At 50.8% G+C, this 22,572-nt stretch carries 18 protein-coding genes; 5 read left to right on the top strand and 13 right to left on the bottom strand.

Annotated elements, in window-relative coordinates; all coding sequences use genetic code 11:
• Window positions 1–350: 350 nt before the first annotated feature.
• On the top strand, window positions 351–2,351 hold the full coding sequence (locus tag AZF00_RS06840) for an alkyl/aryl-sulfatase (RefSeq protein ID WP_008247247.1): 2,001 nt from the start codon (window positions 351–353) through the stop codon (window positions 2,349–2,351).
• Window positions 2,352–2,391: 40 nt separating this feature from the next.
• Here AZF00_RS06840 and AZF00_RS06835 read toward each other — a convergent pair whose 3' ends face one another.
• The 9 genes from AZF00_RS06835 to AZF00_RS06795 all read right to left on the bottom strand — a co-directional run bounded on the left by AZF00_RS06835 (window position 2,392) and on the right by AZF00_RS06795 (window position 12,296).
• Window positions 2,392–3,606: an iron-containing alcohol dehydrogenase gene (locus tag AZF00_RS06835; RefSeq protein WP_197465720.1), complete on the bottom strand. Its 1,215-nt coding sequence runs from the start codon at window positions 3,604–3,606 to the stop codon at window positions 2,392–2,394.
• A gap of 206 nt (window positions 3,607–3,812) precedes the next feature.
• A complete protein-coding gene (locus AZF00_RS06830; protein WP_008247243.1) occupies window positions 3,813–4,832 on the bottom strand; it encodes a medium chain dehydrogenase/reductase family protein in 1,020 nt (339 codons plus the stop codon).
• Between the two features lie 42 nt (window positions 4,833–4,874).
• Window positions 4,875–7,031 (bottom strand): PQQ-dependent dehydrogenase, methanol/ethanol family, encoded by a 2,157-nt coding sequence (locus tag AZF00_RS06825; protein WP_008247242.1) that lies wholly within the window; start codon window positions 7,029–7,031, stop codon window positions 4,875–4,877.
• Window positions 7,032–7,156: 125 nt separating this feature from the next.
• Window positions 7,157–7,738: a lysophospholipid acyltransferase family protein gene (locus AZF00_RS06820; protein ID WP_008247241.1), complete on the bottom strand. Its 582-nt coding sequence runs from the start codon at window positions 7,736–7,738 to the stop codon at window positions 7,157–7,159.
• Window positions 7,739–7,859: 121 nt separating this feature from the next.
• The gene (locus AZF00_RS06815) at window positions 7,860–8,690 is read right to left on the bottom strand and encodes a crotonase/enoyl-CoA hydratase family protein (RefSeq protein ID WP_008247240.1); all 831 of its coding nucleotides are present in this window, start codon (window positions 8,688–8,690) and stop codon (window positions 7,860–7,862) included.
• A gap of 2 nt (window positions 8,691–8,692) precedes the next feature.
• Window positions 8,693–9,250 (bottom strand): nitroreductase family protein, encoded by a 558-nt coding sequence (locus AZF00_RS06810; protein WP_008247239.1) that lies wholly within the window; start codon window positions 9,248–9,250, stop codon window positions 8,693–8,695.
• Window positions 9,250–9,768 carry an SRPBCC family protein gene (locus AZF00_RS06805; RefSeq protein ID WP_008247238.1) on the bottom strand — a complete coding sequence of 173 codons (519 nt, stop codon included), beginning with the start codon at window positions 9,766–9,768 and terminating at the stop codon, window positions 9,250–9,252. Before AZF00_RS06805 ends, AZF00_RS06810 begins: the two co-directional genes overlap by 1 nt.
• A gap of 130 nt (window positions 9,769–9,898) precedes the next feature.
• Complete coding sequence (locus AZF00_RS06800; RefSeq protein ID WP_008247237.1) at window positions 9,899–10,321, bottom strand: PilZ domain-containing protein; 423 nt, start codon at window positions 10,319–10,321, stop codon at window positions 9,899–9,901.
• Window positions 10,322–10,427: 106 nt separating this feature from the next.
• Window positions 10,428–12,296, bottom strand: coding sequence for a beta-ketoacyl synthase (locus tag AZF00_RS06795; RefSeq protein ID WP_008247236.1), 1,869 nt, complete (start codon window positions 12,294–12,296; stop codon window positions 10,428–10,430).
• A 106-nt stretch (window positions 12,297–12,402) separates the two neighbouring features.
• Here AZF00_RS06795 and AZF00_RS06790 point away from each other — a divergent pair, with 106 nt between their 5' ends.
• Window positions 12,403–13,395, top strand: coding sequence for a GlxA family transcriptional regulator (locus AZF00_RS06790; protein WP_008247235.1), 993 nt, complete (start codon window positions 12,403–12,405; stop codon window positions 13,393–13,395).
• Between the two features lie 107 nt (window positions 13,396–13,502).
• Here AZF00_RS06790 and AZF00_RS19325 read toward each other — a convergent pair whose 3' ends face one another.
• Window positions 13,503–13,652, bottom strand: coding sequence for a hypothetical protein (locus AZF00_RS19325; protein ID WP_156474850.1), 150 nt, complete (start codon window positions 13,650–13,652; stop codon window positions 13,503–13,505).
• 67 nt (window positions 13,653–13,719) lie between these two features.
• Here AZF00_RS19325 and AZF00_RS06785 point away from each other — a divergent pair, with 67 nt between their 5' ends.
• The gene (locus AZF00_RS06785; RefSeq protein ID WP_008247234.1) at window positions 13,720–14,550 is read left to right on the top strand and encodes a CvfB family protein; all 831 of its coding nucleotides are present in this window, start codon (window positions 13,720–13,722) and stop codon (window positions 14,548–14,550) included.
• Window positions 14,551–14,575: 25 nt separating this feature from the next.
• Entirely contained in the window at window positions 14,576–14,992 is a 417-nt protein-coding gene (locus AZF00_RS06780; protein ID WP_008247231.1) for a pyridoxamine 5'-phosphate oxidase family protein, read from the top strand.
• A 51-nt stretch (window positions 14,993–15,043) separates the two neighbouring features.
• Here the strand turns inward: AZF00_RS06780 and AZF00_RS06775 are convergent, their stop codons facing one another.
• Together AZF00_RS06775 and AZF00_RS06770 are read right to left on the bottom strand one after the other, a co-directional pair.
• Entirely contained in the window at window positions 15,044–18,160 is a 3,117-nt protein-coding gene (locus tag AZF00_RS06775; protein ID WP_008247229.1) for an efflux RND transporter permease subunit, read from the bottom strand.
• Complete coding sequence (locus AZF00_RS06770) at window positions 18,157–19,371, bottom strand: efflux RND transporter periplasmic adaptor subunit (RefSeq protein ID WP_081482601.1); 1,215 nt, start codon at window positions 19,369–19,371, stop codon at window positions 18,157–18,159. The genes AZF00_RS06775 and AZF00_RS06770 overlap by 4 nt, the downstream gene beginning before the upstream one ends.
• 76 nt (window positions 19,372–19,447) lie before the next feature.
• On the opposite strand from AZF00_RS06770, the gene AZF00_RS06765 reads away from it, so the two are divergent.
• Window positions 19,448–20,068 carry a TetR family transcriptional regulator gene (locus tag AZF00_RS06765; protein ID WP_008247226.1) on the top strand — a complete coding sequence of 207 codons (621 nt, stop codon included), beginning with the start codon at window positions 19,448–19,450 and terminating at the stop codon, window positions 20,066–20,068.
• 42 nt (window positions 20,069–20,110) lie between these two features.
• Here AZF00_RS06765 and AZF00_RS06760 read toward each other — a convergent pair whose 3' ends face one another.
• Entirely contained in the window at window positions 20,111–22,474 is a 2,364-nt protein-coding gene (locus AZF00_RS06760) for a CHASE domain-containing protein (protein WP_008247223.1), read from the bottom strand.
• Window positions 22,475–22,572: the final 98 nt, after the last annotated feature.

The raw sequence follows: 22,572 nt of genomic DNA, 5'->3' as shown, positions 1-22,572 counted from the left end.
ATCTGCCACAGCCCAAAAGCCCCGCCAGGCCCTGCCTCGCGGGGCTTTTTGCTATGTTAAAAAAGCCTCTCATCGCCGATAGTGTATATCGCTTAAAGGCCAAATCTCGCCCGACGACCTCAAATCACTCTGACGCTCGACACGACCGAGCAGCAATTGCAGTATGGATAAGACTGTTTGTCCAAAGCGTATTGCTTGCGCCCCCAGAACCCTTGGCTACACTTCATCCATGCCGCGCCAATCGCTATGGCATAACTGCGTACCGTTTATTAGCTCGGCAGCGCGGCCGACCGCGGCCTTAGCGTGCCTTCATTTATGTAAAGATGTTTGTAATGCGAGGACAAGCAGCAATGCCGATTATTGCCGTCACAAAAAAATATATGCCGGTACTGGCATTTAGCCTGCTAGCCGCCTGTGATCGCCCCGCGCCAATGACCGCCGCAAATGCCGATACCGACGCCTTTGGCAGCAGCGCGGCAACCGAGACGACAGCAAACATCAATCGCCAGGTTCTAAAAACGCTTCGACTTACTGACAAAGCGGATTTCGACGACGCCAGCCGTGGGCTAATTGCCCGACCAGACGCCCTCACCATTGAGGGACCAAACGGCAGTATCGCTTGGCAACCCGCAAGCTATGATTTTATCCTAGGTGAGGCACCCCCATCAGTAAACCCTAGCCTCTGGCGTCAGGCGCAACTCAATAATCTCCACGGCTTATTTAAAGTGACTGATGGAATCTACCAAGTTCGAGGGTTTGACTTGGCGAATCTGACCTTAATCGACGGCGAGCACGGCTGGATTGTGGTTGATCCGTTAACCAACAATCAAACAGCCGCAGCAGCCATCAATTTCGCATTTGAGCATCTGCCCAGAAAACCCATTAGCGCCATTCTGTTTACCCACAGCCACATCGATCATTTTGGCGGCGTGCTTGGCGCACTAGATGCAGGTCAGACCGACATAGCCAAGGTCCGCGTTATTGCCCCCCAGGGCTTTCTAGAAGAAGCCACCAGCGAAAACATGCTGGCCGGACCAACCATGATGCGCCGTTCAGATTATATGTATGGCAGCACACTGCCGCGAACCGAGCGAGGCCATGTGGATTCTGGGCTCGGCAAAGGCCCCTCCTACGGCAATATCAGCATTTTACCCCCCACCGAAACCATCGATCATACCGGCCAAACATTAACGATAGACGGCGTGGAGTTTGTTTTTCAGAATGTCTCCGGCTCCGAGGCACCAGCGGAATTCACCTTCTATTTGCCCGCGCACAAAGCGTTTTGCGGCGCGGAGCTTGTTTCACGCAATATGCACAACCTCTACACCTTGCGCGGTGCAAAAGTCCGCGACGCCCTCGCCTGGAGTGGGTTTATCGATGAGGCCAAAAATATGTTCAGCGCGGCAGACGTTTATTTTGCCAGTCACCACTGGCCAATTTGGGGTAGTCAACGTATCGCCAGCTTTTTAGAAATACAGCGTGACACCTATAAATATATTCACGACCAAACCCTACGGCTAGCCTACAAGGGCTATACCCCAAGCGAAATAGCCGAACAGATTAAACTGCCCGCCGCACTGCAAGAGAGCTTCGCCAACCGCGGTTACTATGGTAGCTTGCGGCACAATGCCCGCGCGGTATATCAACGCTATTTTGGTTGGTATGACGGCAACCCAGCCAACCTCGACCCCCTGCCACCGGAACAGGCTGCGCAGCATTATGTGGCGGCCATGGGCGGCGCCGAACAGGTACTGGCGTTGGCGCAAAGCGCGTTTGACGGCGGAGAATATCGCTGGACAGCAACCTTACTAAATCACCTAGTTTTCGCCCAGCCAGCTGACAGCGAGGCCAAGGCCCTGCTGGCCCGCAACTATGAGCAGCTAGGCTACCAAGCCGAATCTGCGCCGTGGCGCGACATTTATTTAACCGGCGCGAAAGAGCTTCGTCAGGGCAAACCTAAGAGCGCAGCCGAGCTGGCACTAGGCCGAGATATGGTTAAATTTGCCGCAAGATCAAATTTCTTCGATGTGATGGCCGCACAGCTAAATGCAGAGAAAGCCGAGGGATTGGCGATGACGATCAACTTCCATTTTACGGATCTGAACGAAAATCATGTCCTAACGCTAAAAAACTCGGTACTGCACCACACCCAGGCGGCTGCCGTAGAAAATGCCAATGCCACGCTTAAAATCAGCCACGATTTGTTTTTAGATTTGGTACTGGGCAATGCCTCACTTAAAAAGCTGATATTTTCCGATCAACTCTCTATCGAAGGCAGCAAAATTGACTTGGCGCGCTTTTTTGCGCTGCAAGACAAACCCCAAGGCGTGTTTGAGATCGTCCGCCCTTAAATACTAGTAAGCTAGGCCTGCCAAGGCAGGCCGCCCCCGATTAAGCTGGCAGTATTTTACGGACGATCGCCTCGCACTCTTCCTTACGCATGTATTTCGGCACCGGGTATCCGTACAGGCCATGAGATTCTTTCAACGCCCGCCGCGCCAACTCTTCAACCATCTCTGGTTTGAGCGCATCACTGCTTGTAGGGACACCAATGCGGCCCTCTAAAGACCGAACAGCCTCGATTAATTTTTTGGCGCGTTCTAGATCAGAGTCTGCATCACGACCAATATCCGCAGCAGCGGCAATACGCGCCATTTGCGGCGCCGCCGTGTCACAGTAAAAGTCCAAAACATGGGGCAGAAACAAGGCATTGGCCAGCCCATGAGGTATATGGCACAGCGCGCCTAACTGATGGGCAAGACCGTGAACATAGCCCACATTAGTCACTGTAAAGGCCGCACCGGCATAACAACTCGCTACGGCCATCGCCTCTCTTGCCTCAAGGTTCTCTCCGTCGTTTACTGCAGTTTCTAAATACCGAAAAATCATTGCCGTTGCGGCAAGAGACTTTTTCAAGGTTTCCTCGGTCGCTTCGGTTGCCAACGACGATTCAATCGCATGGGTTAAAGCGTCTATACCAGTCGCGGCGGTTATTGCCGGCGGCAATCCCGTCATTAAGCTTGCATCCAAGGCGACAGCATCTGGCACCAGTTTCGGGTCGACAATAAAGCATTTTGTGCTGTTTGCTGCGTCCGTAATCACCGACACCATTGTCGCCTCCGAACCGGTGCCCGCCGTCGTTGGAATGCAATATAACGGTAGCCCGCGCTTGGCCACTTTAAAGAAGCCTTGCATTTTTCTGGGCAGCTGCCCTGATCCTGCGCTAACCGCAATGACTTTAGCTGCGTCCAACGATGACCCACCGCCGATCGCTAACACGGCGTCACAACGCATTTTCTGACAGAGCGTAATGCCACCCTCGACCTGCGAAAAATCCGGGTCTGGTAGAATCGCATCATAAATTTCCACCGCAACGCCGATCTTTTCTAACTCCGCAGTTACCCGGCCCACAAGCCCGAGCTCGACAAGCACACTGTCGGTGACCACTAAAACACGTTTACACGAAAATCGACCAATTGCCGCGCACAGCGCAGTGGCGCTTCCTGCGCCGCTATAGATCATGGGCGACGGCACACTAATGAATTTCATGGTGATATGGCTAAGTACCGCCATGATTCGACTGTATAAGACTATTAGAAAGTGCACGTGGTATCCCCATATTGACGGTGACAACATAGTACAGCACGACTGCGTTTCCTCAAAGCTGCGACATATAGCTACATCACAGCGGTGGTTGCGAATTCACCTGTCTCTATTAGCAGCCTGTTTAGACTCAAGAACACAGCCATGAAAAAGCCCCACTAAACATGGCTTAGCGGGGCTTCTGGCTATATTCGCTTATTTCTTGGCGGTTATAGCGTGCAATCCAACACAACCTTGCCGACGATATCACCGCAATCCAAGCGGCGATGGATCTCCACAACATCATCTAAGGCAACGCGCTCGGCAATAGCTGGATGCAATTTTCCTTCCGCCAGCAGATTGAACAGCGCGCCAAGGTCCTCATTAAAGTCGCTTGGATGCCGCTGACGGCGAGTTTGAATATTATAAAAGCCGGAGGATTTTCCATCTGGCAAAAGCCGCCACAGCACAAGTAATTTACTAAAGCCAAGTAACAACTGCGGCACCGTCTCTTGTCCTGTGGTCAACTGCAAGGCGCCAAACGCGACTAGGCGACCACCTTTGCGCAGACAGCGATATGACACCGACCAACTTTGGCCGCCAAGCGTGTCAAATACGGCATCTACCCCACCCGGCGCTAATTCAGCAACACGCGCGCCAACATCTTCATTGCGGTAATCAATAAACTGAGCGCCCAATCCTTCAATTAAGGCTTTTTTCGCTTGGGAGCCAGTGCCAATCATTTCCAAACCAAGTAACGCGCCTAACTCCAGTAAGGCGCTGCCAACAGCACCGCCAGCAGCGTGCACGAGGCAGCGCTGCCCCGGTACCAAGCTAAGCTCGCGGGTGAGCATTTGATAGGCCGTGGTATAGGACAAAATCATGCACACCGCTTCTGCGGGGTCTAAGCCGGGCGGTGCCACAACAAGCTGCTTAGCATCAACGCAGAGATATTGAGTATAACCACCAATGACCGGCATATCGGCCACAAACTGCCCTACCTGCAAATCGCTTACGCCTGCCCCGAGCTTATCGACGATACCAAACCAGTCGTAACCCGGCGTAAACGGTGGTTTCGTTTTTACGCCCGGATATTGACCCTGGCGAATAATCGTATCGGTGAAGCCCGTGCCAGCACTGAGGACCCTAACCCTTACCTGCCCGGGTTCCGGCTCCGGTAAATCTGCCTCGGTCACAACGTGCAGGACATCCGGTTTACCAAAAGCACTAAGCTCTACTCTTTTATACATAATTCCCTCAAATCCGACACCGCAACGCTAAGGTCGGCAAACTTACATCAACCAAGCAATGAAATTGGCAAGCAGTGAAAAGAACCAGATTTTAAGGTCCTTCCACCAATCGGATTGCGCTCTTAACTCTTTGTCGACATTCGCACGCTCTAAAATAAAAGCGTGTATTGCGTAAGCATCATCCTCGCTCAGCACCTCACCAAAGCCGACCATGCCCGCTTTACTCATAATCCCATCCAGTACAATGGCATTAAAACTATTATGAAATGCGGCCGGTAAGTGACGCAGGTCGGGGATCGCGCCATTAGAAATGGCTTCCGTACCATGACAGGCATTGCAGTAGGCGTAATAAAGATTACGGCCTTTCTCCAAAATTGCCTCATCAGTGGTAAGACGTGGTGGAGGTTCATGCAATTGCTTGAGCGGGTTTTCAGGTAGCACGCCATTGCCACCCAGTTTAAAGGTCAGTACTCGGCTCGGTGGCGGGGTCACTTCGCGCTCCAAGCCCGCAATCAAGCCAAAGGCGCCGCCCCATCCGGCAAGAATAGTCACGTATTGCTCGCCATCAACGGTATAGGTTACCGGTGGCGCCATCACGCCGGTTTTTGCCGGAAATGACCAAAGCTTCTCGCCGTTATCCGCACGGAAGGCCAGCACTTCACCGTCGGCCGAACCCTGAAACACTAAGCCGCCACCGGTTGCTAAAATGCCACCGTTCCAAGTTAATTTATGGGAAACCTGCCAAGCGGCCTCTTGTTTAACTGGGTCCCAAGCCAGCAGGCTACCCTGGGTGATCTTGCTGGTCAGTAATTGCGACAATATTGGATCTGCTACTGCGGGCTGCTGCAAATATATCCCCAGATTCCACTGCCCCCACTGATGGAGATACTCCTCAACCGAGTTGTATTCAAACAAGCTGCTTATCGCCGGTATATAAACCAGCCCAGTCTGCGGGCTGTAGGCCATGGCCTGCCAGTTGTGTGCGCCCATAGAGGACGGCCGAATCAGTTCAGGCGCGTCACGGTAACGGGCATTGTCTGCTTCCACCGGACGCCCAGTCTCTAGGTCATAATGGCTAGCCCAATTCACATCCGCATAGGGCTCTGCCGACAGCAATTTGCCAGACTGGCGATCAATAACAAAGAAAAAGCCATTTTTGGGGGCATGCCATATAACCTTGCGTTGCTCTCCCGCAATCGCCATATCGGCCAACATAATGTGTTGAGTGGCGGTGTAGTCCCACGATTCGGCAGGGGTTTCTTGGTAATGCCAAATATATTCACCGCTATCTGGGTTCAGTGCCACTATCGACGACAAGTAAAGATTATCGCCACCCTCGGGGCTACGAATTTTGGCATTCCACGGTGAGCCATTGCCGACGCCAATATAGAGCTGATCTAACTCGTCATCGTAAACAATAGAATCCCATACCGTGCCACCACCGCCGTACTCCCACCATTTACCGGTCCAGGTCTTTGCGGCCCGCGCCATGGCGTCGTTCTCAAAGCCATCGGCAGGGTTTGCCGGAACGGTGTAAAACCGCCACAGTTCTTTACCGGTATTTACATCAAAGGCACTAACATAGCCACGGACGCCATATTCCGCACCGCCATTACCAATAAACACCTTATCTTTAGCCACTCGCGGCGCACCCGTTATGGTGTAAGGGTAGGCCTTCAAATCTGCCGTGGCGGTTTCCCAGAGAACCTCACCACTCGCTGCATCCAGTGCGATCAGGCGGGCGTCAAGGGTGCCAAAAATAATTTTACCTTCGTAGACGGCAACACCGCGATTAACTACATCGCAACACGCCATTTTGGCCCACTCTTTTGGTACTTTGGGATCGTATTTCCACAGTAAGCGACCGTCGCGAGCGTCCAGCGCGTACACAACGCTCCAATTACCCGTTACGTAAATAACGCCATCAACGACAATAGGCGTCGCTTCTAAACCGCGATTAAAATCGGTATCAAAGGCCCACGCCAAACCTAACTTAGCAACGTTACCAACATTGATCTGATCGAGTTCGCTATAGCGCTGCTCTTTATAATCCTTACCGTAAGACAACCAATTTGCACTGTCATTACGGGAAATACGCTCGGTTGTAACATCCTTTACAGTGTCGGCATTGACAAATATTGAGGCAGTAAAAAGAGTGGCCGTTGCCAGAGCACAGGCAAAACCAAAGAGCGTTTTCATCGCAATTTCCAGTCATTGTTATTAGCTGTATGCGCTCCTAGCCACAAACCTAGATGGAGCGCGCGTCTATCTATTATTATTGATTAGCACCGAAGAATATCTACGCCAAACTTAGTAGAGACAGTTCATTCACTATGCGGCTTGAACCCTCTTTTGTCGGCGTAAAAAGCCCGTATTTCAAGGATGTCTTTGTCATAATCGCCGGTGGGATAAAATGCGGGACCCATGCCTACCACATTCAAATTGGTGTCAACATAAGCCATGTAAATCGGCACCCCCGCCCCCACCGCAATGTGATAAAAGCCGGCTTTCCAGTGGTTCACCTTACTACGAGTGCCTTCTGGGGTGATGATGACTACTAGTTCATCGCGCTCATTAAAATTAGTCACCATTTGTTCGACGGTATTATGCTTTTTGCGGCGATCAATACCAATGCCGCCAAACCAGCGCATCAGCGCACCAAAAGGCCCTGCGGGGAACAAAGTGTGCTTGCCGATCCAATGCACATCTAAGCCCAATATAAAAGACGCCGCCATCATTGTGGGGAAGTCCCAGTTGCTGGTGTGCGGCGCGGCGATCAAAACATATTTTTTATCTTTGGGCTTTTCGCCCTCTATACGCCAACCTCTTAAGCGGGTTAACGCCATAAAAACCAAGCGAAAAAAGCCACTAACTAATGGCGTTTTAAAAATTGTACGTGTTTGCATGAAGTAACGACGCCTTAATGTCTTGACCTAAACGCCAAGGGATATTTGCAGGGCAGGAGAATTAGCAAAAGCAGAGGCAGAACAAGCACCCTGCTTTTGAAGCGTGCAATATAGATTACTATTAATCTTTAAAGTCTGCGGATTTACCTTCACTGGTGGCGCCAATAGCCAGCATCACATCTTCAAAACTCAGCATACCAGCATTCCATGTTGCCTGATAATTCAGGGCGTCGGCTACACTATGGTCGCGGGTATACAGCAACATTTGCTTGGTACCGCGAATGGCCAATGGCGATTTACGCGCAATATCTTGAGCAAGCTCTGATACCGACTCAATCATTTCCTCATAAGAGGCGTAAGCGCGATTAACCAAGCCGATTTTTTCGGCCTCAGCAGCGTAGACATTGCGACCCGTATAGGCCAGTTCCCTCACAATTCCCTGGGGCACGATATGCGGCAAACGCTGTAAAGTCCCAACATCAGCGACCATACCGATATCGATTTCTTTTATGGAAAACTTTACGCCCTCACAGCAAAAGCGCATATCGCAGGCACTGACAATATCGACACCGCCGCCAACACAACTGCCTTGAATTGCCGCAATAACTGGCTTACGACAACGTTCAATAGCGGTAAGATTGCCCTGTAAACGCAAAATAACACCGCGAAATTGTTCAATAAATCGCGATTTTTCTACACCTTCCGCGCCCTGACCGAGACCGGCAAACATAGCCAGATCAATGCCCGCACAAAAGTGCCGACCTTCGCCGCACAGCACCACTACACGCACACTTGGCTCGGTATCTAACCACTCAAAACACGTTTGAATTTCGGCCCACATTGGCTCATTCATTGCGTTAGCTTTCTCGGGACGGTTTAAGGCGACCCACGCTACGTGCTCTTCTAACTGTACCGCTAATGTGGTGTACAGCGGAGGGGTAACAGTATTCATTATTATCTCCAGTCTTTTACATAATCGGCCATTTCTAGCGCCGGTAGCGGCTTGGCTCGGCCATCACGGCTACCAATATAAATAAACCCCGCTATTTCTTCATTGGCCGAAAGTCCTAAACCCGCCATAACATGGGCATCAAAAGCATTGGCGCCGGTGCGCCAAATACCCGCATAACCTAGCGCGTCTGTCGCCAATAAAATGCCATGGGCCGCGCAGGCTGCCGACATTTGCTGTTCAATACGAGGGACTTTTAGATGCTCTTGTATGCAGCTAATAACCACAATAATAAGCGGCGCGCGCAGCGGTTGCTGTCGGAAACGCTGCAGTTCGGCTTCGCCGATTGCAGGCTCTCGCCGCAAGGCCGCCTCGGCAAACAAATCCCCGACGGCGGCCAAACCCGCTCCCCGAATTTGCAAAAACCGCCACGGCCGCAAGCGGCTGTGATCTGGGGCGCGCATTGCCGCCGCGTAAATTTCGGCCAATTCTTGCTCTGTAGGAGCAGGGCTTGCTAGCTTGGCAGCAGAGTTACGGCTTTTAAGTAAATCAAGCGCATCCATTAAACTTCTTGCCTCGCGCCAATGCGCAACTGCTTTAGCTGACCACTGCTCACAGCCTCGCCCGACTCATAGAATTGCTTCATGCTAAGTGCAATATCGTAAATTACGCCGCGAAATACTTTGCGCAGTAAACGTTCGTATAAAATACGCCCAAGTGGCCCCCAGCGCATATCAAAAGCAAGACTGGCTGTTAAAGCGGTACGACTGTGGCCAGCGTCTTCAATCCGATAGCGAAATATCGCCTGCCGAAATGGCGGCGGCGCGCCTTTATCACCTTTATGCAAGCGAATAACAAAACCATGGCCTTCGTTCCATTCGGTCACGGTCTCATCCATGCCTTTTCCAGAGCGCTGATACACCCGCCGACTTGCGCCTAAACCGCTCGCATTCTCGCTGGTTATTTCAGTGCGGGTAACCGCAGGAACATAGTTGTGGGCCAGCGACAAGTCTTTTAGCAAAGCCCACGCCTCTTCCCGGGGCAGATCAATAACGACTCGGGCCGTTGCCTCGTGCTTCATGGTAGATATCCTTAAGCAAAAAAAATCCCCCGACATTGCGGGGGATATATTCAACCATGAATTCAAAGTGCTGTCTTGAGCAATAACGCCTGACTGGACACCAGAGCTAAAATATTCTCATTGAAAACATCTATTCTAGGGGAAATAAGCGGTCAAAATCGGCGGCGTAAAGAGATATCCACTCCTCAGCGGCCTCCTCGCTGCTAAGGATACGCGACTCTAACTGCTCTACTTCACGCCGATAATGCTCAATTTGACACAATTGCTCGACCATTCTCGCCCGAAATACATCTTTCCCAGCGTGAAACTGAATACCTAACTGGTATTTTTCGCGCTGCGGCCGACACCAAACCACAGTACCACGACCACTTGATTCCTCCGAGATCGAGGGCACATAAAACTCCACTCGACTTCCGGCTTTAATCTCACGGGCAACTAAACAGGACAAACCGGCCATACTCACATCATGCATATGCGCATGGCGTGCCCCAGCTTCGCTCAGTATTTTCACGTCCAGCGGTATATCACTTGGATGACGAACAAACTCTCTCATAATCCTCTGGCCTTATACCAATTACACTGGTGCCATTTAGCCATAGGGCAACGTTAAGCTATATCCGTATTTTCCCTGAAGGACATGTTCATTTCCCGTATACCGCCTATTTCAGCCATTGGGCAAAGGGCGATTCCATGTTTAGATCTACTTTTTCGGCCCAGCCTTTAATACCAATACCATCGCGACTCATATTCAAGTCTTCACCGCCCAGTACATTTTCACCGAATTTATACAACACATTAAAACCGGTCTCACTCGCCTTATTATCATAAGCGGCCGCGCGGTCACGACTTTGCTCCTGGCGCCCAAGATAACTCTGCCAAGCTTTATCGCCGTGGCGGCCCTGCAGTAATTTCTTACTTAAGGTCGGCGACAATAGCGTTGCCGAGGCATTGTTGCCACCAAAGCCTTTGGCATTTAAAACCGCAACATCTAAGCTATCAGGCTCAACTTCTAAATGCTCCTTCTGCAAACGCAAGTTGCTACTGTGTACGTCGTCGGCAATGTGATCAATCGTACTTATGCCTGGAATAATATTGTCGTTCCACACCCCTAAGCTGGCAATTAATTGGTCGCCAGAAGCCGCGCCAATGCTGTGACCAATATAGGCCTTGATCGCCGCCACCGGCCATTTTTCAATACCAAAGGTTTTGGCAACTTCATTGAGGATATGAGATTCAGACACCCGGTTTTGCGGGGTACTGGTGCCATGAGACTGCACAAAACTACGATGTTTAATCGCTTTATCGCCAATAATGCCCGCCGCAGCGGCCAGCGCCTTTGCAACAGTGAGGTAATTGCCAACACCAGGCGAAGAAATCGATTTTTTATAGCCGTCGGCATTAACAAACACATCAGGTACCGAACCGTGTATTTGCGCGCCCAACTCCATCGCCAAATCATCATCAAAGAGCACAATAAACTGAGATGATTCAGAAACAGTAAACCCGCAGTTACTACTAAAGGGACGACTGGCCCGGCGGTGATCGGGCTCGCTTAAACCTTTATCGGCATCTAGCTTCAACAAATCGGCATCTGAAGCAAGCGCACCCATGGTGTAATAGCCATCAATAATATTTGGATCAACAGCTGACTCGGCCACACCAACGACAGCGACGCGAATTTTACCGCTGCGTATTTCATTCACGGCTTGACGCAAATTATAAAAAAACGTAGCGCAAGCGCCTAAGCTAGGCCCACTGGTACCCACACTACCCAACACATAGGCACTAACAAAATCGGCTGGCATATCCGCCAAGCCAAGCGCCAAGTTTTTCGAGCTCACCCTGCCGCCATTGGCACGAGCCGACAGCAAACCGCCGAAGCCATTGTCATCAAGCTGCGCCATCGCCGAGCTGGCATACACCCCCATTTGGTCAGGCTTTATGCGATCCATCACCGTTTGCCACTCAATTCCCATGGCGTTCAGCGCGTCGGAAACACCGCAAATTGCGAGCTGTAAACCCCGCGGATGGCTCCGCGACGCATACAATGCACTGGGATCAAAGCCCGTCGGAAATTGTCCCGCCGAAGAGACCTCTATCTTGCGGGTGGTCGGCAGCAAAATATTACAACCATCACTAATTTTGACCGATACCTTACCGCCGCCGAGTTCTTGCACAGCCCATCCGGCGGGAAGCTCATCGGGCAAATCCCGCGCCCGAGTAACAAACTGTAAATCACCGTCACAGCCGCTCAAGGCCATGCGTTTATTCCAACCCACTTGGTCGGTGTTAAAAACATTGCCTTCGATCTTACGGATAAGGGTGTGTTCCAGAATATACCGGCGCTGCGCCTCGTCACCGGCCATTTCTGGTGGTAAACCCATAATGGCTGATAGACTCCGGAAGGTCTGTGTCGCCTTCTCCTGAGATAGCGCGTCGATGACCATTCGCCGATAACCATGATGAAAAGAGCTACGACCGGCGGGATTAACGCCACCAAAACCAACAATTACGGGAAGCTTACTCACACTTATTCCTTATCTTTAGCGATTGCTATTTCAGTGAGTAGTCTAACGATGTTAGGCTAATTGAAATATAATATAATCGCCAAAAAATGAGACATATGTGCCAGCCATGAAACGAGTCGCCCTTTTCGCTTTTCACGACGCCCTTGCCACGAGTATTAGCTTGCCAATGGAGCTTTTAACGGCGGCGAACAGCGTGTCTAAACTAAAAGACCGTGCTCCCCTGCTTGAAATTGAAATTATCGGATTAGACCCGGCGCCTATTCACGTGTCAGGGGGCATGCAAATCACCCCCAACACCACACTTTGCGTCGACGAAAATTACGACCTCATCATTATTCCCAGCCGTTGGCGACATCCTCACCGAGGTGCACCTACCCGCCCTGAAATCCAAGATTGGTTAAAACGGCAGGAACGGCGCGGCGCTGATATTTGCGCTGTAGGTAATGCCAGCTATTTTCTCGCTGAGGCGGGATTGCTAAACAAACGAGTAGCAACCACTCACTGGCACTATTTCGACGACTTCGCTAACCGCTACCCGCAAGTAATCCTGCATCGCGATTACCTCATTACCCAAGCAGACAACCTTTTCTGCACTGGTAGCGTTAACTCAGCAGCGGACTTAGTGATACACCTCATTGACCGCTATTGGGGCGCGTCAATTGCCCGTCGGGTAGCCCAGCAGTTCTCTCCAGAAAGCCGTCGCCCGTTCTCCCGGAACAGCTACCGAGTTGACCGCAATGACCTGCACCGCGATGAAACGATTGCCCTCGCCCAAAACTGGCTGGCACGACACCTGAACGAAGCATTTAACATCAAAGACCTTGCCCACCTCAGCGGCCTCAGCGAGCGCAGCTTTCATCGCCGGTTTAGGCAAGTCACTGGCCTACCGCCTCTGCAATACATGCAGAAAATGCGCTTAGAATTAGCTCAAGACCTCCTGCAAAACAGCAATCTTTCCATTGAGGAAATAGGTCAGCAATGTGGTTATAACGACAGCAGCTATTTCTGCCGTCTATTTAAGCAACACAACACAAGCAGCCCTGGTGAATATCGTCGTGCAGTGCGCCGCAAACTATTCGAAGTAAATAAGTCAGACTAGTGGAAATTAAATGACAGCGATCAATGGCCAAATACGCCGTGTTATCAGCGCCAAACTTCACCTCCCCGCCGGTTTCATATAGTAAAATACCGGCTTATACAGACGCCTCATTTAAGGCGCTTGCTCGTGCCAACCACCGTAGACATGATTCCCCAAACCGCAATAATGACAGCATTCCAGCCATAGCCATGATAAGACGCCACGCCACTTAGCTGCGCATCGGGGCCAAACTTGTCGCCGCTCGCTTTACCTGCCAACTTTTCCTACTGTACTCAAGCCGCAAGTCGCACTAGACTTGCGGCTAAATCCTCTGAGGAAGTATTAATGCCCGACATCGGTCGCGTTAACCGGCTTACGGTGAGCCGCCAATCACCTGCTGGCTTTTATCTCGATGGCGGCGACTTAGGCGACATTTTCCTGAGTCGAAAAAATGCCCCTGAGAATTGCCAAATCGGCGATATTGTCGACGGCTTTATTCACCACCACAGTGATGGCAGCTTAATTGCGAGCAGTAAAACGCCACTGGCGCAATTAGGGGATGTTGCCCTGTTAAAAATCGCCCAGATCAATGATACCGGTGCTTTTTTGGACTGGGGGCTAGATAAAGAGCTGCTGCTACCCTATGCCGAGCATATGGGTGAAATCACCGCAGGCAAAAAAGCCCTGGTCAAAATTTACTTAGACAAAAGTTACCGTATTGTCGCGTCAATGAAGCTCGACGAGTTTATCGAAGATACTGCCCCTCACTTAAGCCGAGGCCAACGCTTCGACGTTATCGTTGCCGGTAAAACAGAGCTTGGATATAAAGCGGTTATCGACAATGGATACTGGGGCCTACTCTACGATAGCGACTTAATCCGACCACTGCGCAAAGGCGAAACACTTACTGCCTATGTTAAAAAGGTTCGCGACGACGGCCGAATCGACCTCAGCATCCAACCTATTAATATTGGCGGCAACGATATTGCAGCCAAGATCATTGCCCAACTTGAAGCCAATGACGGCTTTCTTGCCGTCGGCGACAAAAGCCCACCAGAAGCAATCTATAGTTTGTTTGGCGTCAGCAAAAAGATTTTCAAACAAGCCATAGGCCGCTTATACAAGCAGAAACGCATCGATATCGAGGGCCAAGGCATACGTCTATTAAAACCCTAAGTAATCTACGAGTACCGGAGCAATTATGGACACGACGGAATTCTTAAATAACAGCCTAGTCCCTATACGACTTGCTGCTATCGACAAAGACGGCTTCCCAGTGATTTGCTCGCTGTGGTTTATTTATCAAGAGGGTGAGTTGCTGTGCGCAAGCCACGCATCCGCAAAAATTATTCGCTTATTAAAAGCCAACCCTAACTGTGCATTTGAAGTGTCAGTTAACTCTGTGCCCTATAAAGGCGTGCGCGGCAAGGCAATAGCAAGCTTAAAAAGCGACTCAGAGGGCGTGGTATTAAGCAGCTTAATCGCCCGTTACCTCGGTGACAGTCAACCGGGCTTAAGCCAATGGCTGCTCAGCCGCCGCGCCGATGAGTATGCAATTCATTTAAAAATAACCAGTCAATCAGATTGGGATTTTAGTGCTCGGATGCAAGGCAGCTAGAGTATAAACCTAGTAATCGCTGCCTTTTATTCAAGTCAATGAAGCGCGCCATTATTTGGCGCGCTTGAACTTTTCACCAAGACCAGCAAACAAAACGTAAAATAAAGGCACAAAGACCGTCGCCACAAATGTGGCCACCAACATACCACCAATAACCCCCGTACCGAGTGAGACGCGACTCCCCGCCCCGGCACCACTGGCCAGCGCTAATGGTAAGCAGCCGAGCGTAAAGGCCAAAGAGGTCATTACAATTGGACGAAAGCGCAGACGAATAGCATCTACTGCTGCGTCGGCGAGCGACATACCCTGGCGCTGCTTTTGCATTGCAAATTCTACAATTAAGATGGCATTTTTACTCGCCAAACCGATCAAGCACACCAAGCCAATTTGGAAATAAATATCGTTTTCCAGACCTCGCATCCACGTTGCGGCAATAGCGCCTAATATCGCAAAAGGTACTGCCAAAATAACCGCCGCGGGAACCATCCAACGCTCGTACTGCGCCGCGAGAATAAGGAACACCATCAACACCGCTAAAACAAATGCCTGGCCACCAGAGCCGCCAGAGGCCTTCTCCTGATAGGAGCTACCCACCCAACCCAAGGTAAAATTACGTCCCAGAATATCGGCCGCGACGCGATCGAGCGCCGCAATAGCATCACCGGAACTGTATCCTTGCGCGGGGTTACCCAACACCTTGGCAGCCGGAAAGCCGTTAAATCTGCTTACCGCATCTGGACCAACAATCCGCTCGACACGCAGCAATGTTCGCAAGGAGACCAGATTACCACTCACCGAGCGCACAAATACTTTACTTAAATCTTCCGGACTGCCGCGAAAGTCCTCTTCAGATTGCAGGTTTACCTGGAAACTACGACCAAATAATGTGAAGTCATTTACGTACAAGCTACCAAACGTCGCCTGCATTGTACTGAACACATCTGCGACCGGCACGCCAAGACTCAGCGCCTTCTCTCTATCTAAAAACAGGCGATACTGTGGGGTATTAATATCGAAAGTACTGTACACCCCCTGTAGCTCCGGCTGCTCATTGGCTTTTTGAATAAAGCGATTTAACTCCTCAGCCATGATCGCCATATCACTGTCGCCACGGTTTTGCACATACAACTCAAAGCCACCCGTGGTACTTAAACCAATAATTGGCGGCGGGTTAAACGCAAACATCACGCCGTCAAGCAGGTCATCACCCAAGCGTGGCAGGCGCTGCGCCACTGCGACAGAGCTTTGCGCCGCCTCTGGACGTTCAGACCAATCTTTGAGCATAACAAACGACACGCCCGCGTTGGTTTTCTGGGCAGACGACAAAATATCAAAGCCGGCAAAGGTCATCACACCTTTGACTTCATCTTCCTTAAGAATGCGTTGATTCATCGGATCGGTTACCGCCACCGTACGCGACAGCGACGCTGCCGGTGGCGTTTTGTACACCATAATGACGTAACCTTGATCTTCTGCCGGAACCAAACCTTTCGGAACGGTTTGGAACAAAAGCCACATTGAGGCCATTAGGGCAGAAAACATCAACAAGCCCAATACTCGGTGATTAAGTACCAAGCTGGTAGCGGATACATAGCCATTACGAAGGCCGTTAAACCCGCGATTAAATCCGCCCAAAAAGCCACTTTCCGCAGGTTTGTGATCTTTGGTTTTTAGCATCATAGAGCACAATGCTGGGGTCAGTGTTAACGCGACGATACCCGATAAAATAACGGAAACCGAAATAGAAACGGCGAATTGCCGGTACATCTCACCGGTGAGGCCGTCCATAAAAATAACGGGAAGGAATACAGCGCAAAGCACCAATACAATAGCAATTAAAGGCCCAGAGACCTCCTCCATTGCTCGCTTAACCGCGGTATTGGCATCGACATGCTGCTCTTCCATGATGCGCTCAACATTTTCAATAACGATAATCGCGTCATCTACCACGATGCCAATGGCGAGAATAAGACCGAAAAGCGTCAGTAAATTAATTGAAAAGCCGACAATATATAAACCGGCAAATGTGCCGATAATCGATACCGGAATCGCTAACAGAGGAATAATCGTCGCGCGCACATTTTGCAGAAACAAAAACATGACGAGCACTACCAGCAACAGCGCTTCAAAAAATGTTGCTACCACCTCTTTAATTGAGTGTTCGACAAACACCGTTGTATCAAAAGCAAGATCGAGATTAATGCCCTCTGGCAGTTTCTCCCGCACGGCCGCTAGTACCGCCTGTGCCTCGGCCCCAGTCTCCAAAGCATTAGCCCCTGGTTGCAGGTACATCGCAACTGGAACGGCCGGTTGGCCATTAAATGCCCCTTGAAATGCGTAGTCCTTAGCCCCTAATTCCACCCGCGCCACGTCACCCAAACGAAGCGTGGCGCCAGAATTACTTGAACGTAAAATAATGTGTTCAAATTCCGCCACGGTCGCTAAGCGTCCCTGGGTAGTCACGGTGTAAGTAAACGCCGCTTCCTTCACCATGGGCTCAGCCGCAAATTTACCAGCGGCAAAATTGGCGTTTTGCTCACTCACCGCCCGGGCAACATCGGCGGGTGTTAGGGCGAATTCAGCCAAACGATCTGGCTGCAACCATATTCGCATCGAATAGTCTTTGGCGCCCAATAAGCGCGCATCGCCAATACCGGGCAACCGGCGCAGCTCGTCAACAATGTTTAATAATGCGTAATTACTCAGGTAAATTGCATCGTACTGGGGGTTATCTGAGGTTAGCGCGTAGATCATCAAAATACTGGTCGACCGCTTACTGACCTGAATACCTAATCGCTTTACCGCCTCTGGCAGCCGGTTCTCGGCAACCGCAACGCGATTACTAACGTTGATCGCAGCCTGATCAGGGTCGGTACCGGTGGCAAAAACAACGCTGATACTCACCACACCGGAACTCGACGCCTGTGTAGACATATACAGCATGCCGTCTACACCATTAATTTGCTGCTCTAGCGGCGCCGCAACGGTTTCAGCTAAGGTTTCAGCATTTGCACCCGGGTAACTTGCCGTAACAACTATTTCTGGTGGCAAAAACTCTGGATACAAGGCAATAGGCAAACGCCCCATTGCGGTGGCACCGGCCAATAAAATCATTAAGGACAAAACAATAGACAATACCGGCCGGTCTATAAAAAAGCGCGCACTCACTGGGCTTTACCTTCCACAGCAAGAGCTTCGGCAGAGCCCTCAGCGACTATTTCGGTTGGCGCTAACAATGTACCAGCCTGTACCCTTGATACGCCGTCAACAACAACGAGATCGCCAACATTTAAACCAGATTCAATGATGACGCCTTCTTCTGACTCCAAGCCCAGCGTCACATTCACGATTTCAGCGCGATTATCCTTATCAACTCGATACACATAAACACCCTGAGCGCTCTGCATAATAGCCCGTGCGGGCACAACAATAGATCGCAGACTAACCAAACCGTGCAGCCGCACCCGTAAAAATTGGCCCGGCAATAAACTGCTATCGGGATTGGGTACGGTAGCCCGCAATTGAACGGTACCCGTCATTTTATCTATTGCGCTTTCGGTAAAATCGACATGCCCAAGATACGGATAGGTATCATCTGGCCCAAGGATAATTTCTACCTCGCGCTTGCCTTCGGCAAACTCGACCTCACCACGCTCAATCATTCGGCGAATACTGAGCATCAGCTTATCTGGCAGTGAAACATTGACGAGTATCGGGTCTAGCTGCGTTATTTCAGTAAGCAAACTATTCCCTGGTCCAACGAGACTGCCTTCTGATAACTGTTCACGGCTCGTCATACCTGCAATTGGCGCCCGCACCTGCGTGTAATCCAAGTTGATCTGCGCAGCCTCAACCTCTGCTTCAGCAAGCTGGACCGCCGCCTTTGCAAAATTTAGATCAGACTCCGCGTCATCGCGCTCTCGACGACTAATTGCATTGGTCTTGATAAGCTCGCCAGCACGCTCCCAACGCCGCGCTGCAGCGGACAGTCCTGCGTTAGCCTGCGCCAACTGCGCTTTGCTGCGATTAAGCGCCACCTGAAAGGGTGCAGAGTCAATTTGAAACAATAACTGCCCGGCTTTCACTGCCTGGCCTTCTGTATATGTTCTACGCAGTAAGATTCCCTCAACTCGCGCTCGTATCTGCACTTCCTTAGAGCCCATCGCCCGCCCAGGATACAAGCCGCCAATAGGCACAGGGTGCGCGTCTGCCCGCAGCACATTTACCGCAACGGCGGGCCGCTCAAGCGCAGCTTGCGGCTGATCATCGCAGCCACTCACCGCAAAAATCGCCATCAGCAGCGCAAACACAGGCATTAATGACCGAGGGGTGAACTGAATACCAAATACCATCTGCAACCTCTGACGGAGATTTCCCATAATTCAAGTACTTTACATACATACCCGTATGTATGTAAAGTACTTGAATCAAAAACTTCTAAGAATATAAAATGCCATGAGACGCTCAAAAGCTGACGCCGAAATTACCCGCTGCGCCATATTAAACGCCGCCGCAGACCTTTTCGCCAAACAAGGTATTAGCAGAACCCGGCTCGATGATATCGCCTCAGCAGCGGGCGTGACCCGAGGTGCGATTTATTGGCATTTCAGCGACAAAGAGTCACTAATAGTCGCCATGATTAACCGCGTTAATGCACCAACAGAAGCAGCCATGGCAGCTCTCAATACAAAGGAAAGCGACACCCTCTCGCTAGACACTTTAAAACAAGTTGTTGTAGACGCTTTTAGCCGAACCTACCACACGCCAGCAGCCGCGCAGATTACCCGCTTCGTTCTTCGCTACTCGCTAAGCAATGAAACTGAACTATTAAATGCCCACATTGAGCACAATAGAAAGGTTAGCTTTGCGCACATCAACCAGTTTATTGAAAAAGCCCAGAATGCGGGTTTGGTTACACCTGAACTGCCCCCCGAGTGTATTGCCAGCCATATCCGCTCACATATTATCGGTCTTTTTCACCAACACTTAAGCAGCCCGCCCCCCGGCATTAGCCCCGACGACGTCGCCGCCTCTATGGACTTAGTTCTAAAAGGGCTCCGGCCCGCACCCAAATAATCACCATAATACAGCGGCAGCAACGCTAGAGATAAGCCACAATTACGCGACAAACTTATTTATCGCTAACGGCAATGCGATATCAAAATGCATACCCCTTCCCAGCTGCGTACTGACCTTAATCTGCCCCTGCAATTGCTGCCGGACAATATTGTAGACAAGGTGCAAACCCAAACCGGTACCCCCAGCGCCACGGCGAGTCGTAAAAAAGGGCTCAAAAACCTTCTTGGCATGCTCAGCTGCCATGCCGATGCCATTATCGCTAAACACCAAATTAACACCCGATTCATGCTGACTGACCGTCAGGGAAATCCGACCGTGCTCACCTTCGGAAAATGCATGTATCAAACTATTATTTAATAAATTAATCACCACTTGCGCCAAACCTCCCGGCACAGTCCGCAAGGATATTGTCCGCGGACAATCCAATACCACCTCATGACCACTACGCCGATAACTCGGCGACAAATGCACAAACACATCACTTAGATATTCATGCAAATTAATATCTCGGGTTTCCGCGGTAGCCTGATCGACAGACACCTGCTTAAAGCTGCTTATCAAACTCCCTGCTCGCTGTATATTAGCCAGCACAATGCGCGACGCTTCCTGTAAACGTTGCAGTAATTCAGAAAGCTCAACCGACGGCTCACTCGATGCCGGAAGTATTTCATGCAGACGCTGCAAATCCGCTGAGAGCGTCGATTCGGCGGTGATAGCGATGCCAAGTGGCGTATTCAATTCGTGGGCAAACCCCGCTACCAAGCCCCCCAAAGATGCCATTTTTTCTGCCTCGACCAAATGCTCCTGAGTCTCCTGCAGCTGAGCCAGCATAAACTTAAGCTCATCGCCAACCACTTCAGAGCGGTGCTTTTGGCCCGTTAGCACCAAAAACGACATTCCCAGCAAACCAGTAAACAGCAAACCCGCTGCCAGCATCCCCCATGGCACCACCGACCGCGTACCGACAAGAAATGACTGATTAGCATCAGTTTGAAACAGCCACTCCTGATCGGCCACACGCAAAATCCTGCGCTCAACAAACAATGCACCGCGGCCCAGCGGATCGGTGTGATCACTACGGTAAAGAGTGCCCCCCGCCGCATCAAAAACCGATACCGATACGCCGTGCAAAAAATCTGGCGTCAGCAAAAAGCCCATAAGATCTGTCACTCGAAACACGCCGGACACGTAACCCGTTAGCGCATCACCACCGCCAGCAGAAGACATATATACCGGCAAGTAAATAACAACACCCTGCTGACTACCACTCTCCTGCACAAGACGAATGGGGTCGGTAACGGCAGGCGCTCGAGTACCCGCAGCACGCAATAAAGCCTTGCGCGGAAGGTCTGCCGAGCCAATATCATAGGCGAGCGCACTTAAGTTTTTACCTAGGGGTTCTATGTAGCGAATAACAACATAATCGTCGCTTTTTTCTTGAAGAACCAACTCACCATTATCTGCTCGCCGCGTTATAAATACCGGCGTTCGCATTTCAGCGCTCATCTGAGACTCCAACAACTGGCGCTCCTCACCCGCGACCCTGACATTCCAAGCCACCGCCTGGAAACCTGGATTCCGAGACAAAATCCCGCTGGCAAACACGCGAAAATCGGCTTGAGTCACCTCTTTAGACGCTGCAAACAAACCTTGAACCGAGTACAAGGTAGCCAAATGAGCATCAATTACGGATTGCGCCCGCTGGAATACTTGCTCACTGCGACCATTAAAATCAGCTTGCTGCCTGGCCAGCTCCCAGCGACTTGCAGTGACATATAAGCTGACAATAATAAACGTGGCGCCGAGCAAAACTGCGGGCAAGATCCGACTACGACTACGCCAAACCTCCTTAGGCTGCGCATAAAACACAAACATTAGGGTAGCGAATATCATGACCCCCAAGCCATCGCCAACCCACCATGTAAACCAGTTAAACCAGTAATTCTCAGCCGCGAGTTTCCCAGCAAACCAAAGCGCCGACGCCCCAACTGTTGCACCAGGAATACAACCGATGCCGCAGCCATACAAAATAAAACGCCAAACCGACTGAACAGTATCCAACTCAAAGGGATAACCGACAAAACGCTTCAGCAACCAAACGCCGACAGCGGCTTGCACGCTCGCGCCAATACTAATAACAAGAGGAAGCCATAGCGTGGGATAAAAATCTCCCCAGGCCTCATTTTGAAAGCCCGCGAGATCGATATTGACAAAAAATGAGCCTAGTAGGACGCCGGGCCAAAGGTGGCAACCATTAAACAGCAGCAAAGCCAACGCGATACCTGCGGCAGGCCAAATTGCAGTTGCATAACCTGGAGGGATTGCCAGCAAAAGTGCGAGCTTTCCGGCGATTAAATACAGTACCGCTACCAGCACCACACCTAAAAAGCTATGTTTAAACATTTGCCAGCCATTTTCTTAAAATTGTGGTTTTCACGTCGTTTACAACCATCCTGGCATACTCGTATTTTCCCAATATTGAAACGCTGTGCGGAGCTCTG

The sequence above is a fragment of the Zhongshania aliphaticivorans genome, from assembly GCF_001586255.1.
Taxonomy (GTDB): domain Bacteria; phylum Pseudomonadota; class Gammaproteobacteria; order Pseudomonadales; family Spongiibacteraceae; genus Spongiibacter; species Spongiibacter aliphaticivorans.
The sequence above is the reverse complement of the archived record's forward strand: the minus strand, read 5'-3'. Positions and strand labels throughout refer to the sequence as shown.